We start from the raw sequence: 15,499 nt of genomic DNA, 5'->3' as shown, positions 1-15,499 counted from the left end.
ATGGCCAACCCCTTCGACGACGACGACGGCGTCTTCCGAGTCCTGGTCAACGACGAGGGCCAGTACTCCCTCTGGCCGGACTTCGCCCCCGTACCCGCCGGCTGGGAGAGCGTGCACGGACCCGGCACCCGGGCCGCCTGCCTGGAGCACATCGAGCGGCACTGGACGGACATGCGCCCGCGCAGCCTGGCCGAGGCCATGCGCGCGGCCGGGTCCTGATGGCGGCCCGCCCGGGCGTCGAGGACGTCCTCCCGCTCTCGCCCATGCAGGAGGGCATGGTCTTCCACGCGCTGTACGACACCCGCGCCCGGGACGTCTACACCGGCCAGATGGTCGTCCGCCTCGAAGGCCCCCTGGAGCAGGGCCGGTTGCGCACCGCGGCCGAGGCCCTGGTCGCCCGGCACGCCAACCTCCGCGCCGCGTTCCGCACCCAGCGCTCCGGCCGCCCGGTCCAGGTCGTGCGCGGTGCGGTCACCGTGCCGTGGACCGTCGACGACCTGTCCGTCCTGCCGCCCCAGGAGCGCCGACCGGCCCTCGACCGGCTGCTGGAGCAGGACCTGGACGAACCCTTCGACCTGGCCCGCCCGCCCCTGCTCCGGTTCCGCCTGGCCGTCCTCGGCGACCAGGACCACCGCCTGGTCCTCTCCTCCCACCATCTGCTCTGGGACGGCTGGTCCGCCCCCGTGCTCGTGCGGGAGCTCTTCCAGCTCTACACCTCGGCCGGCGACCCGACGGCCCTGCCTCGCGTACGGCCCTACCGCGACTACCTCGCCTGGCTGTCCCGGCAGGATCGCGAGGCCGCGCGGGAGGCATGGCGGTCCGCCCTCCAGGGACTTGACGAACCGTCACTCATCGCGCCGGGTGAACACCCCGTGGAGCAGCCCGAACGGCTCTTCCTGGAGCTCTCCGAGCAGGACACCGAGGCACTCACCGCCACCGCCCGCGCCCACGGACTGACGGTCAGCACCGCCCTCCAGGGCCTGTGGGCCGTCCTCCTCGGCCGACTGACCGGCCGCACCGACGTCGTCCTCGGCGCCACCGTCTCCGGCCGTGACGCCGACGTACCCGGCATCGAGTCCATGGTCGGCCTCTTCATCAACACCCTCCCGGTACGCGTGCGGTTACGACCGGAGGAACCCCTCGCGGACCTCCTCCTGCGCCTCCAGTCCGAGCAGTCCGCCCTCCTGGACCACCGCCACCTCGGCCTCGCCGACATCCAGCGCGCCGCCGGCCACCCCGTCCTCTTCGACACCCTGCTGGTCTTCGAGAGCTACCCGATCGACGACGACGGCATCGCCCGCGCCCTCGACGGCCCGCGCATGACGGGAGTCTCCGTCCGGGACGCCACCCACTACCCGCTGACCCTCACTGCCCTGCCCGGCCCCCGGCTCACGCTGACCTTCAGCCATCAGCCGTCCGCCCTGGACCACAATGCGGTCGAGGACATCGCGGACCAACTCCAGTACCTGATAACGGCGTTCACCAAGGACCCCGGGTCTCCCGTCGCCCGACTCGGCCCGCCGCCCGAGGTCGAGAACCCGGTCGAGCGCGGCGCCACCACCGTGCGCGCCCTCTTCGAGGAACAGGCCGCCCGCACCCCCGAGGCCCCGGCCGTCCTGCACGGCGACACCGTCATCACCTTCGCAGAACTCGACGCCCGGGCCGACCGGTTGGCCGCCGCACTCGCCGTCCGCGGCGCCGGTCCCGAGTCCGTGGTGGCCGTCGCCCTGCCGCGCGGCCCCGATCTGGTGATCGCCCTCCTCGCCGTGCTCAAGGCGGGTGCGGCCTGTATGCCGGCCGACCTGGGGTACCCGCCCGACCGCATCGCCCTGATGCTCGATGACGCCGAGCCCTGTCTCGTGATCGGCCACGGCCAACCGCCGGGAATCAGCGCCGAGTTGCTGTGCGCGCCGGATGTCGAAGCCGGCGTAGGCGAACAGCCTCCCCTGTCGCCCGACCACCCGGCCTACGTCATCTTCACCTCGGGCTCCACCGGCCGCCCCAAGGGCGTCGTCGGCACCCAACGTGCCCTGGCCAACCGCCTCGCCTGGGGACGGCAGCTGACGGACGACGGCGTACGCGTCTCCAAGAGCCCGATCAGCTTCATCGACGGCCTCACCGAACTGCTCGGCGCCCTGGTCGCGGGCGAGCCCGTGGCTCTCGCCGACGACGAGACGACCGGTGACCCCACCGCCCTCGCCGCACTGGCCGACCGCCACCGGGCCACCCTCCTGACCGCGGTCCCCAGCCTCTACGCCACCCTGGTCGAGTCGGCCCCGCCCGGCGCCTTCGACTCCGTGCGGACCTGGGTGTCCAGCGGCGAGCCCCTCACCGGCGAACTCGCCCGGGCCATCACCGAACGCTGGCCGCAGGCCCGGCTCGTCAACCTCTACGGCTGCTCCGAGGCGGCCGGCGACAGCCTGATCCACCTCCACGACGGCGCAGACGGCCCGGTCCCGCTCGGCCACCCCATCGCTCACACCCGCGTCCACGTCCTGGACCCGTTCCTGCGGCCCTCCCCGGCCGGGGCGAGCGGCGAGCTGTACATCGCCGGGGACGGACTGGCCCGCGGCTATCTGAACCAACCCGGCCGCACCGCCGAACGGTTCGTCGCCAACCCCTTCGGCCCGCCCGGCAGCCGCCTCTACCGCACCGGCGACCTGGCCAGGCTGCGGGCCGACGGCACGGTGGAGTTCCTCGGCCGGACCGACAGCCAGGTCAAGATCAGGGGCTTCCGGGTGGAGCCGGGTGAGATCGAGGCGGCGGCCCGCGCCCTGCCGGGAGTTTCCCAGGCCGCTGTGGTGGCCCGGCGCGATGACGAGCCTCTAAAGGGGCGCGGGGAACTGCGCGACCAGCCCCCACCGGCCCGCAGATATGTCACGGCCCCTCCAGCGGAGCGCCTCGTGGTGTACGTGGTGCCCGAGCCCGACACCACCCCCGACCCCGTCGCCCTCCGGCGGGCGCTCGCGGAACGCCTCCCCGGCCACCTCGTCCCCTCCGCCGTGGTCGTCCTGGACGCCCTGCCGCTCACCCCCAGCGGCAAACTGGACCGCCGCGCCCTGCCCGCCCCCGACTTCACGGAGGCGAGCACGTACGAACCGCCGCGCACCGAACCGGAGAAGGTGCTGTGCGCACTGTTCGCCGAGGTGCTCGGGCTCGAACGGGCCGGTGTGCACGACGACTTCTTCGAACACGGCGGCGACAGCATCGTCTCCGTACGCCTGGCCGACCGCGCCCGCAGAGCCGGGCTCCCGCTCTCCCCCCGGGACGTGTTCACCCACCGCACCCCGGCCGGCCTCGCGGCGGCGCTGCCCGAATCCGGGGGCGGGTCCGAGGAGTTCACCGCGACCACCGCACCGCTGGTGTCGCTCAGCCAGTCGCAGCTCGACAACGTCAAGGCGAGGTGGAGAACCCGATGAGCGACGACGGTTCCCTGGTCGAGGACGTCCTGCCGCTGTCCCCGCTGCAACAGGGCCTGCTCTTCCACGCCCTGTTCGACGAGGACGCCCAGGACATCTACACCATGCGGTCCCTGGTGGAGATCGAAGGACCGCTGCGCCCCGACCTGCTGCGCACGGCCGCCGAGGAGCTCTTCGCCCGCCACGCCAACCTGCGCAGCGCCTTCCTCCACGAGGACCTCGACGAACCGGTGCAGGTGGTCCTCAAACAGATCACCGTGGACTGGACCGAGGCCGACGCGGCCCAGGAGGCCGCGCTCGTCGCCGACGCCACGGCCCGCTTCGACCTGACCGACCCCCCGCTGCTCCGGTTCACCCTCGTCGACCGGGGCGAGAACCGCTGGCTGCTCATCCTCATCAACCACCATCTCCTCCTCGACGGCTGGTCCGTGCCGCTTCTCGTACGCGAGCTGCTCCAGCTCTACGCGGCCCGGCTGGCGCCCGACCGGGCCGCACCCCTGCCCGCCGTACGCCCCTACCGGGACTTCCTCGCCTGGCTGGCGGCACGGGACCGCGAGGCCTCGGAGCAGGCCTGGCGGCAGGCGCTCGCCGGGGCCACACCCACCCTCCTGGCACCCACGGCCCCCGGGCCGGTCCCGGTGCGGCCCGAGCTGCACACTCTGCGACTCCCTTCCTCGACGAAGGAGTTGGCGCGCTCGCACGGTGTCACCGTCAACACCGTTGTCCAGGGTCTGTGGGCGCTGCTGCTCGCCCGGCTGACCGGTCGGGAGGACGCGGTCTTCGGTGCGACCGTGGCCGGGCGGCCCGCCGAACTCGCCGGTGCGGAGGCCATGATCGGCCTGTTCATCAACACCGTGCCGGCACGGGTGGCGGTCCCGCCGGGAGAGCGCGCCGGTGCCTTCCTGCGACGACTCCAGGACGAACAGGCCCGTCTGATGGGCCATCAGCATCTTGGTCTCACCGAGATCCAGCGCCTGGCCGGTTCCGGGGACCTCTTCGACACCCTGCTCGTCTTCGAGAACTACCCGATCGACCGGGGTGCGGTCGCCGAGGCCGAGACGCTCGCCGGACTGCGGATCGTCGACGTGAAGGGCTCCGGCGCGACCCACTATCCGCTGACCCTGGCCGTCCTCGACGAGCAGCACCTCGAGGTGATCTTCGAGTTCCGTCCCGACGCGTACGACCGGGCCACGGTCGAGGCACTGGCGGGACGCTTCGAACGGCTCGTCCACGCGGTCGTGGCGGCGCCCGACACCCCGCTGGCCGCCCTGGACGTCCTCACGCCCGAGGAGCGGGCCGCGCTGCTCGCGGGAGGGGTGGGGGAGCGGCCGCCGTCGGCGCGGGCCACCATGCCCGCGGTGTTCGAGGGCCAGGCGGCCCGGACTCCGGACGCTGTCGCGGTCGTGGGAGCCGGCCGGCGGCTGACCTTCGCCGAACTGAACACGCGGGCCAACCAACTGGCCCGGCTGCTGGTGGAGTCGGGCGCCGGTCCCGAGCGGATCGTGGCGTTCGCCCTGCCGCCGACGCCGGACACCATGATCGCGATCCTCGCGATCCAGAAGGCGGGCGCCGCCTATCTGCCGCTGGACCCGGCCTGGCCACGGGAGCGGATCGCCGGGATGCTCGCCGACGCGCGGCCCGTGGCGCTGCTGGCCACGGCGGAGACGGTCCTTGAAACGGCGCTCCTGCTGGACGACCCGGCCGTCCGGCGGCGGCTGGCGGAGACGGACGGCTCGGACCTCACCGACGAGGACCGCCCGGCACCCCTGCTCCCCGAGCACCCCGCCTACGTCATCTACACCTCCGGCTCCACCGGACGCCCCAAGGCCGTCGTGGTGCCGCAGCGGGCCATCGCCAACCTCTTCGCCGCCCACAACACCGCCCTGCACACACCGGCCTCCGAAGCGGTCGGCGGGCGGCCCCTGCGGGTGGGGCACGCCTGGCCGACCGCGTTCGACGCCTCGTGGCAGCCGATGCTGTGGATGTTCGCCGGGCACGAACTCCACTTCGTACCCGAGGAGGTGCGCCGCGACCAGGACGCCCTGCGCGGCTTCCTCACCGAGCACGCCATCGAGTTCATCGAGCTGTCCCCGTCCCTGCTGGGTGAACTGGTCGCCCAAGGCGGCGACTGGCAGGGGCGGTTGAAGGTGCTGGGCGTGGGCGGCGAGGCCGTGCCCCCGGACCTGTGGCGGACCCTGCGGGAGACGGACGGGCTGGCCGCGCACAACCTGTACGGACCCACCGAGTGCACCGTCGACTCCGCCGACTGCGACCTCGCCCTCAGCGAGCGGCCCGCCATCGGCCGACCGGTCGCGGGCGGCACGCTCTACATCCTGGACGGCCACCTCAACCCCGTCCCCGTCGGCGTCGACGGCGAGCTGTACGTCGCGGGAGCAGGCCTCGCCCGCGGCTACCTCGGACAGTCGGGCGCCACCGCGAGCCGCTTCGTCGCCGACCCCTTCGCCGACCGGCCGGGCGCGCGCATGTACCGCACCGGCGACATCGCCCGGTGGACCGAGAACGGGCTGGTGGAGTGCCTCGGCCGGATCGACGACCAGGTCAAGATCAGGGGCTATCGCATCGAGCCCGGCGAGATCGAGGCGGTCCTGCTGGAGCACGAGCTCGTCGAGCGCGCCGCGGTCGTCATACGGGAGGACACCCCCGGGGTGCGGCGCCTGGTCGCCTACGTGGTGCCGAAGGGCGACGTCGCGCAGGACGCGCTGCGCCGGTTCGCGGCCGCGGCCCTGCCCGACTACATGGTCCCCTCGGCCTTCGTCCCGGTCGACGGCTTCCCGCTCACCCTCAACGGCAAGCTGGACACCGCCGCGCTGCCCGCCCCCTCCCGCTCCGCCGGACCGGCCGCCGCGCCACCGCGGAACGCGGCCGAGCAGCGCCTCGCCGCCCTGTTCTCCGGTGTCCTCGGCCTGGACACCATCGGGGTGCACGACAGCTTCTTCGCCCTCGGCGGCGACAGCATCGTGTCGATGCGCCTCGTCAGCCAGGCACGCGCCGCCGGGCTGGCCGTCTCGCCGCGGGACATCTTCGAGGCGCCCACCGTCGCGGAGCTCGCCGAGCGCACCGGCTCCGCCGTCGAGCGCCCGGTGAGCGTCCCCGACGCGGGCACCGGCGACATTCCGCTCACCCCGATGCTGACCTGGCTCACCGAGCAGGGCGGCCCGTTCCGCCGGGTCAGCCAGGCACGCTTCCTGCGGACACCCGCGGGAACCGACCTCGACCGGCTGCACCGGACCGTCCAGGCCGTCCTGGACCGGCACGACCTGCTGCGCGCCACCTTCACGCAGACCGACGTCGGAGCGTGGCGGCTGCACACGGCACCGGCGGGAGCGGTCCGCGCGGAGGAATGCGTACGACGACGCGGGTACGGCGAACAGCCGGACGTGCCCCGCGCCTTCGACGAGCTGGTCGCCGAACTCGACCCGCCCGCCGGAGCGGTGGCGCGGTTCCTGTGGTTCGACGCGGGGCCCGATCGCGAGGGACGGCTGCTCGTCGTCCTGCATCACCTGGTGACGGACGCGGCATCCTGGGGTGTGCTCGTGGCCGACCTCGCGGCGGCCTGGGAGGGCAGGGAACTCTCTCCCCGAGGCACCTCCTTCAAGGAGTGGGCCCGGGCGCTGCACGAGGAGGTCCCACGGCGCACGGCTGAACTCGCCTTGTGGAAAGGCATCCTGGACCGGCCGGAGCCACCCCTGGGCGCGGCCTCGTTGGACCCCGCCCTGGACACCCGTGCCACGGTCCGCCGCCACTGGACGGACCATCCCGCGCCGACGACCGACGTGCAGGACGTGCTGCTGGAGGCCCTCGCCCGCGCGGTCCCCGCCTGGCGCGGGGAAGCCGCCCGCCCCACGGCGGACGACAGTGTGCTGATCGCCCTGGAGGGCCACGGCCGCGAGGAACGACTCCTTCCCGGTGCCGATCTGTCCAGCACCCTCGGCTGGTTCACCACCGTCTTCCCCGTCCGGCTGGAGTCCGGCCGACGACTGCCGGAACTGCCCGACAACGGCATCGGATACGGGCTGCTCCGCCATCTCGACCCGGCGACCGCCGCGGAACTGGCCGAACTGCCGCAGCCGCAGATCGAGTTCAACTACCTCGGCCGCATGACCATGGGCGAGCGGCAGGACAGCTCCCTGTTCACCAGCGCCCCCGAGACCGGAGCCATGGGCAGCGCGGCCGACCCCTCGATGCCGGCCCCCTACCCCCTGGTCATCGACGCGGTGATCACGGACGGGGTCCTCAAGGTCTGCTGGCAGTGGCCCGAACGGCTCTTCACCGAGGCGGAGATCGGCCGGCTGGCCGAACTGTGGGGCGCCTCCCTCGACCAGCTCCTGAAGGGCGGACACCAGTGACCGAGACCGACCTGGCGGCCCGCAAGCGCGAACTGCTGCGCCGAAGGCTGGAGAACGCGGGCCTCGCCGACACGCCCGCCCGTGCCGAGCGCATCCCGCGCCGGCCCGCGGACGCGGGGCGCCTGCCGCTGTCGTACGCCCAGTCCCGGATGTGGCTGCTCCAGCAACTCGACCCGGTCGGCCCCGCCTACAACGTCTGCCTCACCATCCGCCTGCGCGGCCCGCTGGACCCGGCCCGGCTGCACACCGCCCTCCAGGGGCTGGTCGCCCGGCACGAGATCCTGCGCACCCGCTACCCGGCAGCCGAGGACGGCACCCCGGAACAGGTCGTCGACGCGACGGCCGAGGTCCGATTCACCACCGCCGAACTGCCGCCGGAGCGCGCCGCCGAACTGGCCCGCACCGAGTCGGCCACCCCGTTCGACCTGGCCACCGACCACTCCCTGAGGGCTGTCCTGATCCGGCACGCGGAACAGGACCACACCTTGGTCCTGACAGTCCATCACATCGCCTGGGACGGCGGCACGTTCCACGCCCTCTCCCGCGATCTGAGCGCCCTCTACCAGGCCCCGGACACCGTCGAACCGCTGCCCGTCCAGTACGCCGACTACGCCGTCCGGCAGCGCGAGACCTGGACCGACGCACGACTGGACGAACACCTTCAGTACTGGCGCACCGCCCTGACACCACCACCCCGGCCGCTCGCCCTGCCCGTCGACGCGCCCCGCGGCGCCCATCCCACCGCCCAGGGCCGCCGTCGCTTCCACGCCTTCGCCCCGGACGTCACCGAGCGGCTCACGGAGTTCGCCAGGAAGTCGGGCGCCACCCCCTTCATGGTGCTGCTCGCGGGCCTGGCCGCTCTCCTGCACCGCACCACCGGCGCCACCGACATCCCCATCGGCTCGGCGGTCATGAACCGCGACCTGCCGGGCCTGGAGAAGCTGATCGGCAACTTCGGCAACACCCTGGCACTCCGCGCCGACCTCGACGGCGATCCCGACTTCGCCGAACTTCTCGAGCGGGTCCGCCGGTTGTGCACCGAGAGCTACGCCCACCAGGACATGCCCTTCGACCGGCTCGTCGAGCGGCTGCGCCCCGAACGGCACCCGGGGCGTGCCGTGTACTTCGACGTCATGCTGCTCTTCCTCACCCAGGGGCTGGAAGGGCCGCAATTTCCCGGAGTGACCGCCGCATGGGAGACGGTCCACAACGACACCACCCAGTTCGACCTCTCCCTGGAGGCCTTCCTCACCGAGGGCCGGCTGCGGATCGAAGCGACCTACCGCAGCGCTCTGTTCACACCGGAGACCGTCGACCGGCTCCTGCGCCAACTGGAGACGCTTCTCGCGGCGGCCCTCGCCGACCCGGAACTCGCCGTGTCCCGCCTCCCGTTGATGACCTCCGCCGAGGAGCGCCAGGTCCTTGAGGACTGGAACTCCACGGCCCACCCCGTCCCCGACACCACCCTCGCGGACCTGCTCGCCGAGCAGGCGGCACGCACCCCGCACGCCCCCGCACTCATCGCCGACGAAACCCTCGACCACGCCGAACTGCACGCCCGCGCCAACCGCCTCGCCCGCCTGCTGATCTCCCGCGGAGTCGGCCCCGAACACCTGGTGGGCGTCGCCCTGGAGCGCGGCCCCGGCCTGGTGGTGGCGCTGCTGGCGGTGCTGAAGGCGGGGGGCGCCTACCTCCCGCTGGACCCCGGCTACCCCGCGGAGCGGCTGGCGTACATGGTCGAGGACTCCCGGCCGACCCTGGTCCTGGCGCACACCGAGGCCGACTACGGGGCACCTGTCCTGGTGCCGGACGAGGAGGAGTACGCCCACCTCGACGCGACCGAACCCACCGACGCCGAACGCCTCCGGCCCCTGCGCCCCGAGCACCCGGCCTACGTCATCTACACCTCCGGCTCCACCGGCCGCCCCAAGGGGGCCGCCGTCGCGCACGCCGCGATCGTCAACCGGCTGCTGTGGATGCAGGACACGTACCGACTCGGCCCCGACGACCGCGTGTTGCAGAAGACACCGGCCGGCTTCGACGTCTCCGTCTGGGAGTTCTTCTGGCCGCTGATCACCGGCGCGGGCCTCGTGCTCGCCCGTCCCGGCGGCCACCGCGACCCCGGCCATCTCGCCGAGCTCATCCGCGAACAACGGGTGACCACCGCCCACTTCGTCCCCTCCATGCTGCGGGCCTTCCTCGACGACTCCGCCGCCGCGCACGTGCGCGGTGTGCTGCGCCGCGTGGTGTGCAGCGGTGAGGCACTGCCCACCGAACTCGCCGAGCGCTTCGCCCGCCTGCTCGACGGCACCGAGTTGCACAACCTCTACGGCCCCACCGAGGCCGCGGTCGACGTCACCGCCTGGGCATGCGCCGACGGCACCCGGACCGCCGCCGGCTCCGTACCGATCGGCCGACCGGTGTGGAACACCCGCACCCTCGTCCTGGACGCGAACCTGCGCCCGGTCCCGCCCGGAGTCCCCGGCGAGCTCTATCTGGGCGGCACCCAGCTGGCCCGCGGCTATCTGAACCGCCCCGTCCTCACCGCCGGCCGCTTCGTCGCCGACCCCTACGGGCCGCCGGGCGCCCGCCTCTACCGCACCGGCGACCTCGTGCGCTGGACCGTGCGGGGCGCGCTCGAATTCCTGGGCCGCTCCGACGACCAGGTGAAGATCCGCGGTGTTCGCGTCGAGCCGGGGGAGACGGAGGCGGCCGTGGCCGCCCTGCCCGGTGTGTCGCAGGCGGCCGTGACGGTACGCGGAACAGACGAGCCGCAGTTGGTGGCGTACGCGGTCCCGCAGCCCGGCGCCCGCCTCGAACCGCTCCGGGTCCGGCAGGACCTCAAGGCCACCCTGCCGGAGCATCTGCTGCCCACGGCGGTCGTGATCCTCGACGAACTGCCCCTCACCCCCAACGGAAAACTGGACCGCGCAGCCCTGCCGGCCCCCGACCTCACGGACCTCACCACCGCCACCGCACGCCGCACCGAGGCCGAGGCGGCCCTCGGCGTGCTCTTCGCCGATCTGCTCGGACTGCCCGCCGTCGGCATCCACGACGAGTTCTTCGCCCTCGGCGGCCACTCCCTGCTCGCCACCCGCCTGGTCGCCCGGGTCCGGGCCGAGCTGGGTGTCACGCTCCCGCTGCGAGCCGTCTTCGACACCCCGACCGTGGCCGCCCTCGCCCCGCTGCTGGAGTCCCCGGCCGAACAGCGCCCGGTACTGCGGCCCGCGCGCCGACCGGACCTTGTCCCGCTGTCCTCCGCACAGGCCAGGCTGTGGTTCCTGCACCGGCTGGAAGGTCCGAGCCCCACCTACAACATCCACACCGCCGTACGCCTCACCGGACCGCTCGACCCCGACGCCCTCCGGCAGGCGCTTCAGGACGTCGTGGGCCGTCATGAGGCGCTGCGCACGGTGTTCCCGGACCAGGACGGCGTGCCCCGGCAGGAGGTCGTGGCGGACGCCGTCGTCCCCTTCGACGTGGTGCCCGGCGAGCCGGACGCCCTCGACGCGCAGCTGAGGGAAGCCGCGGCGCACTGCTTCTCGCTGGACGCCGAGATCCCCGTACGCGCCACGCTGTACGCCCTCGCCCCCGAGGAGCACGCGCTGTTCCTGCTGGTCCACCACATCGCCACGGACGGCTGGTCCGCGGACCCCCTCCTCGCGGACCTGGAGCGGGCCTACGCGGCACGGCTGCGAGGCGGGCCGCCCGAGTGGCCGCCCCTGCCCGTGCAGTACGCGGACTACACGCTCTGGCAGCGGGAACTGGCCGACCACGAAGGGGAACTGGACTACTGGACCAGCCAGTTGGCCGGTCTTCCCGAGGAACTCCAGCTGCCCGTGGACCGGCCGCGTCCGGCCATCCACTCGTACAACGCGGGAGCGGCCGACTTCACCGTCGACGCCGACACCCACCGCGCCCTGCGTGACCTCGCCACCGAAGCCGGCGGCACCGTCTTCATGGCGCTCCAGGCCGCCCTCGCCGTCCTGCTCAGCCGCCTCGGCGCGGGGCACGACATTCCCCTCGGGACCCCGGTGGCCGGCCGCGGCGACGCCGCCCTCGACAACCTCGTCGGCCTCTTCGTCAACACCCTGGTGCTGCGCACCGACGTCTCCGGAGACCCGACGTACCGCACCCTCCTCGCCCGCGTCCGCGAGGCCGATGTCGACGCCTACGCCCACCAGGACCTGCCGTTCGAGCGACTCGTGGACGCGCTCGCCCCGACCCGCTCGATGGGCCGCCACCCGCTCTTCCAGGTGATGCTGGCCCACCAGCAAGCCCCGCAAGAGGAAAGGGAGTTCGCCGGACTCACACTCCACGAGCTGCGCGTCGACCACTACACCGCCAAGACCGACCTGGCCTTCCACGTCTTCGAGCGGCCCGACGGCGGCGGACTCACCGGCTCGCTCGTCTTCAGCCGTGACCTGTACGACGCCGCGACCGCACAGGACATGGCCGAGCGATACGTCCGGCTGCTCACCGAACTCGCCGCCGAGCCGGACCGTCCCGTGGCCGCCGCCGACCTCCTCAGCCCGCGCGAACGGACGCGGCTGCTGGAGGAGTGGAACGACACCGCGCACCCCATGCCGTCCACCACCCTCACCGCACTGGTCGAGGAACAGGCGGCACGGACCCCGAAGCTGACGGCCGTGGAGTACGGCACCCCCGGCGGAACGGCACTGACCTACGGCGAGCTCAACCACCGCGCCAACGCCCTCGCCCGCCGGCTGACGTCCCTGGGAGTGGGCCCGGAGCACCGCGTCGGCATCCACCTCGAACGCTCGGTGGAGATGGTCGTCGCCCTGCTCGCGGTCCTCAAGGCGGGCGGGGCGTTCGTGCCGCTGGAGCCGTCCTGGCCCGCCCGGCGTATCGCCGAGGTGTGCGCGAACGCCGGGCTGACAGCGGTGCTCGGCGCAGCCGTCCCCGGCGGACCGCCCGCCCTCGCCGTCGACCTGCGGGACCCGGTGACGGACACCGCGAACCCGTGCGTCCCCGTCGACCCCGAAGGGCTCGCCTACGTCATCTACACCTCCGGCTCGACCGGCGTCCCCAAGGGCGCGATGATCCGGCACCGGGCCATCGCGCACCGGCTGCTGTGGCAACGCGGCCTGCTCGGCTTCGGGACGGACGACGCGGCCCTGTTCAAGGCCCCGCTCGGCTTCGACATCTCCATCAACGAGATCTTCCTGCCGCTGGTGAACGGCGGCCGGGTGGTGGTCGCCGAGCCCGGCGGCGAACGGGACGTCGACTACCTCCTGGACACCGTCGAACGCCACCGGGTGACCTTCACCTACCTGGTCTCCTCGATGCTCGACCTGCTCCTCGAACTCGACGGCTTCGCCCGGCGGGCGCGGTCGCTGAGGCATGTGTGGTGCGGCGGCGAGGTGCTCACCCCCGAGCTGTTCGCCCGCTTCCGGACCGCCGGCAGGGCCGTGATGTACCACGGGTACGGCCCCGCCGAGGCCACCATCGGAGTCAGCCACGTCGTCTACCGCACCGGCGCCATCCGCAGCGCCGTCTCCATCGGCCGCCCCAACGGCAACACCCGCCTCTACGTCCTCGACGAACGCCTCCAGCCCACCCCGGTGGGCGTGCCCGGAGAGCTGTACGCGGGCGGCGTCTACCTCGGCCGCGGCTACGTCAACGACCCCCGGCGTACCGCCGACCACTGGGTCGCCGACCCGTTCGGACCGCCCGGCGAACGCCTCTACCGCACCGGCGACCTCGTGCGCTGGCAGCGCGACGGCACCCTGGAGTTCCTCGGCCGCGCCGACAACCAGGTCAAGATCCGCGGGATGCGCGTCGAGCTGGAGGAGATCGAGGCGATCCTCGAACAGCATCCCGGCGTCCGGCGGGCGGTGGTGGTGATCCGCGAGGACACGCCGGGCGTCAAGCGTCTGGCCGGTTACTGCCTGGCCGCGGGCGACCTCACCGACCTGCCCGTATGGCTCCGTGAAAGCCTCCCCGAACACATGGTCCCGGCCACCCTCACCGTCCTGGACGCCTTCCCGCTGCTGCCCTCCGGCAAGGTGGACCGCGCCTCGCTGCCCGCCCCCGAGACCACGAGCACCGCCGCCGCGACACGGGAGCCCGCCGACGCCCGCGAACGGCAGCTGTGCGAGCTGTTCGCGTCCCTCCTGGGCCTGCGACAGGTCGGCGTCGACGACAACTTCTTCGAACTCGGCGGCGACAGCATCGTCTCCATCCGTCTGGTCACCCTGGCCCGCAGGGCCGGGCTCGCCATCAGCCCCCGCCAGGTCTTCCAGACCCCCACCCCGGCGGGCCTGGCGGCGGCCGCCGCGGCGGAGCGCACCGAGACCGGCCCGGTCGACGAGCCGGTCGGCGAGGTGGAGCTGACGCCGATCATGCGGTGGACGGCGGGATCGTACGACGGTCTCGCCCAGGCCGTCCTGCTGGTGACGCCGCCGGAACTCTCCTACGACACCCTGGCCGCCGTCCTGCAGAGGGTGGTGGACCGGCACGACCTGCTGCGCGCCCGGCTCTCCGGCCGGCTGGTGGTACCCGCCGAGGGGACCGTGCGGGCGGAGGACCTGCTCGGCCAGGTGCGGGGCACGGACGTCCACGAGGAGCTGGCCGCCGCCGTGGCCCGGCTCGACCCGGCGTCCGGGCGCATGCTCCAGGCCGTCTGGTTCGCCGACTCCGCGCGGCTGCTCCTCGTGGCCCATCACCTGGTCGTCGACGGGGTGTCCTGGCGGATCATCACCTCGGATCTGGCGGAGACCTGGCAGTCGGGCGAGGCCCTCCCGCGCACCGGGACGTCCTTCCGGACCTGGAGCAGGCTCCTGGGCGAGGAAGCCGGCAAGCGGGGGAGCGAACTCCCCTGGTGGACCTGGGTGTCGGAGAACGCCCGGCCACTGGTCGAGCGGGTCCCCGACCCCGGAGACACCCAGCGCGAGCAGACGCTCGTGCTCCCGCCCGGGATCACCGGACCGCTGCTGACGTCCGTGCCCGCCGCCTACCATGCCGCCGTCCCGGACGTCCTGCTGACCGCGCTCGCGGTGGCGGCCGCCGACTGGCGCGAGGAACGCGGCGACCTGACGGGACGTTCGCTGCTCGTCGGCGTCGAGGGCCATGGCCGCGAGGAGGCCATCGCCGAGGGCGTGGACCTGTCGGCCACGGTCGGCTGGTTCACCACCTTCCACCCGGTCGGCATCGACCCCGGCCCCCTGGACCTCGGCGAGGCGCTCGACGGCGGTCCCGCGGCGGGCACGGCACTCAAGCGCGTCAAGGAGCAGCTGCGTGCCGTACCGGACGGCGGTCTGGGCTACGGCCTGCTGCGCCACCTCAACCCCGACACCTCGGCGCCCCTGGAGAAGCTCCCGCAGCCGCAGGTCGCCTTCAACTACCTCGGCCGGTTCACCGCCTCGGCCTCCGCCGACGACCCCTGGGACCTCGCCCCCGAGGCTCCGATGCTGCCTCTCGCGGGACCCGCGCGCTTCGGGCTGGAGATCAACGCCGTCGCCGTCGACGGGGACGACGGCCTCCGGCTGCACATCTGGGCGGCCTGGCCCGAGTCGTTCCTGACTCCCGCGGAGGCCACCGACCTGCTCGCCCTGTGGGAGCGGGCCCTGCACGGGCTCGTACGCCATGCCGGGGAATCTCCGGCGGGCGGCCTGACGCCGTCCGACCTCCCGCTGGTGGAGCTGACCCAAGAGGACATCGACGACTTCGAGAACGACGACTTCTGAACCA

The 15,499-nt window shown here is 73.2% G+C and carries 4 protein-coding genes; all 4 read left to right on the top strand.

Annotated features, from left to right (window positions below; all coding sequences use genetic code 11):
* Genes OG381_RS07895 through OG381_RS07880 form a run of 4 tightly spaced genes read left to right on the top strand, consistent with a single transcriptional unit; the run spans nt 1 to nt 15,495 of the window.
* The gene (locus OG381_RS07895; protein WP_327715393.1) at nt 1-219 is read left to right on the top strand and encodes an MbtH family protein; all 219 of its coding nucleotides are present in this window, start codon (nt 1-3) and stop codon (nt 217-219) included.
* The gene (locus OG381_RS07890) at nt 219-3,419 is read left to right on the top strand and encodes an amino acid adenylation domain-containing protein (RefSeq protein WP_327715392.1); all 3,201 of its coding nucleotides are present in this window, start codon (nt 219-221) and stop codon (nt 3,417-3,419) included. The genes OG381_RS07895 and OG381_RS07890 overlap by 1 nt, the downstream gene beginning before the upstream one ends.
* Nucleotides 3,416-7,786, top strand: coding sequence for an amino acid adenylation domain-containing protein (locus tag OG381_RS07885; RefSeq protein ID WP_327715391.1), 4,371 nt, complete (start codon nt 3,416-3,418; stop codon nt 7,784-7,786). Before OG381_RS07890 ends, OG381_RS07885 begins: the two co-directional genes overlap by 4 nt.
* Entirely contained in the window at nt 7,783-15,495 is a 7,713-nt protein-coding gene (locus OG381_RS07880) for a non-ribosomal peptide synthetase (RefSeq protein ID WP_327715390.1), read from the top strand. Before OG381_RS07885 ends, OG381_RS07880 begins: the two co-directional genes overlap by 4 nt.
* The last annotated feature ends 4 nt before the right edge of the window (nt 15,496-15,499 follow it).

Origin of the sequence: Streptomyces sp. NBC_00490 (assembly GCF_036013645.1) — a bacterium.
Classification (GTDB): Bacteria; Actinomycetota; Actinomycetes; order Streptomycetales; family Streptomycetaceae; genus Streptomyces; species Streptomyces canus_F.
Note: the sequence above shows the minus strand (reverse complement) of the source record. Positions and strands in the feature narration are given on the sequence as shown.

Coding starts and splice junctions, on each gene's coding strand:
- OG381_RS07890 (WP_327715392.1), top strand. CDS start 219: ATGGCGGCCCGCCCGGGCGTCGAGGACGTCCTCCCGCTCTCGCCCATG.
- OG381_RS07885 (WP_327715391.1), top strand. CDS start 3,416: ATGAGCGACGACGGTTCCCTGGTCGAGGACGTCCTGCCGCTGTCCCCG.
- OG381_RS07895 (WP_327715393.1), top strand. CDS start 1: ATGGCCAACCCCTTCGACGACGACGACGGCGTCTTCCGAGTCCTGGTC.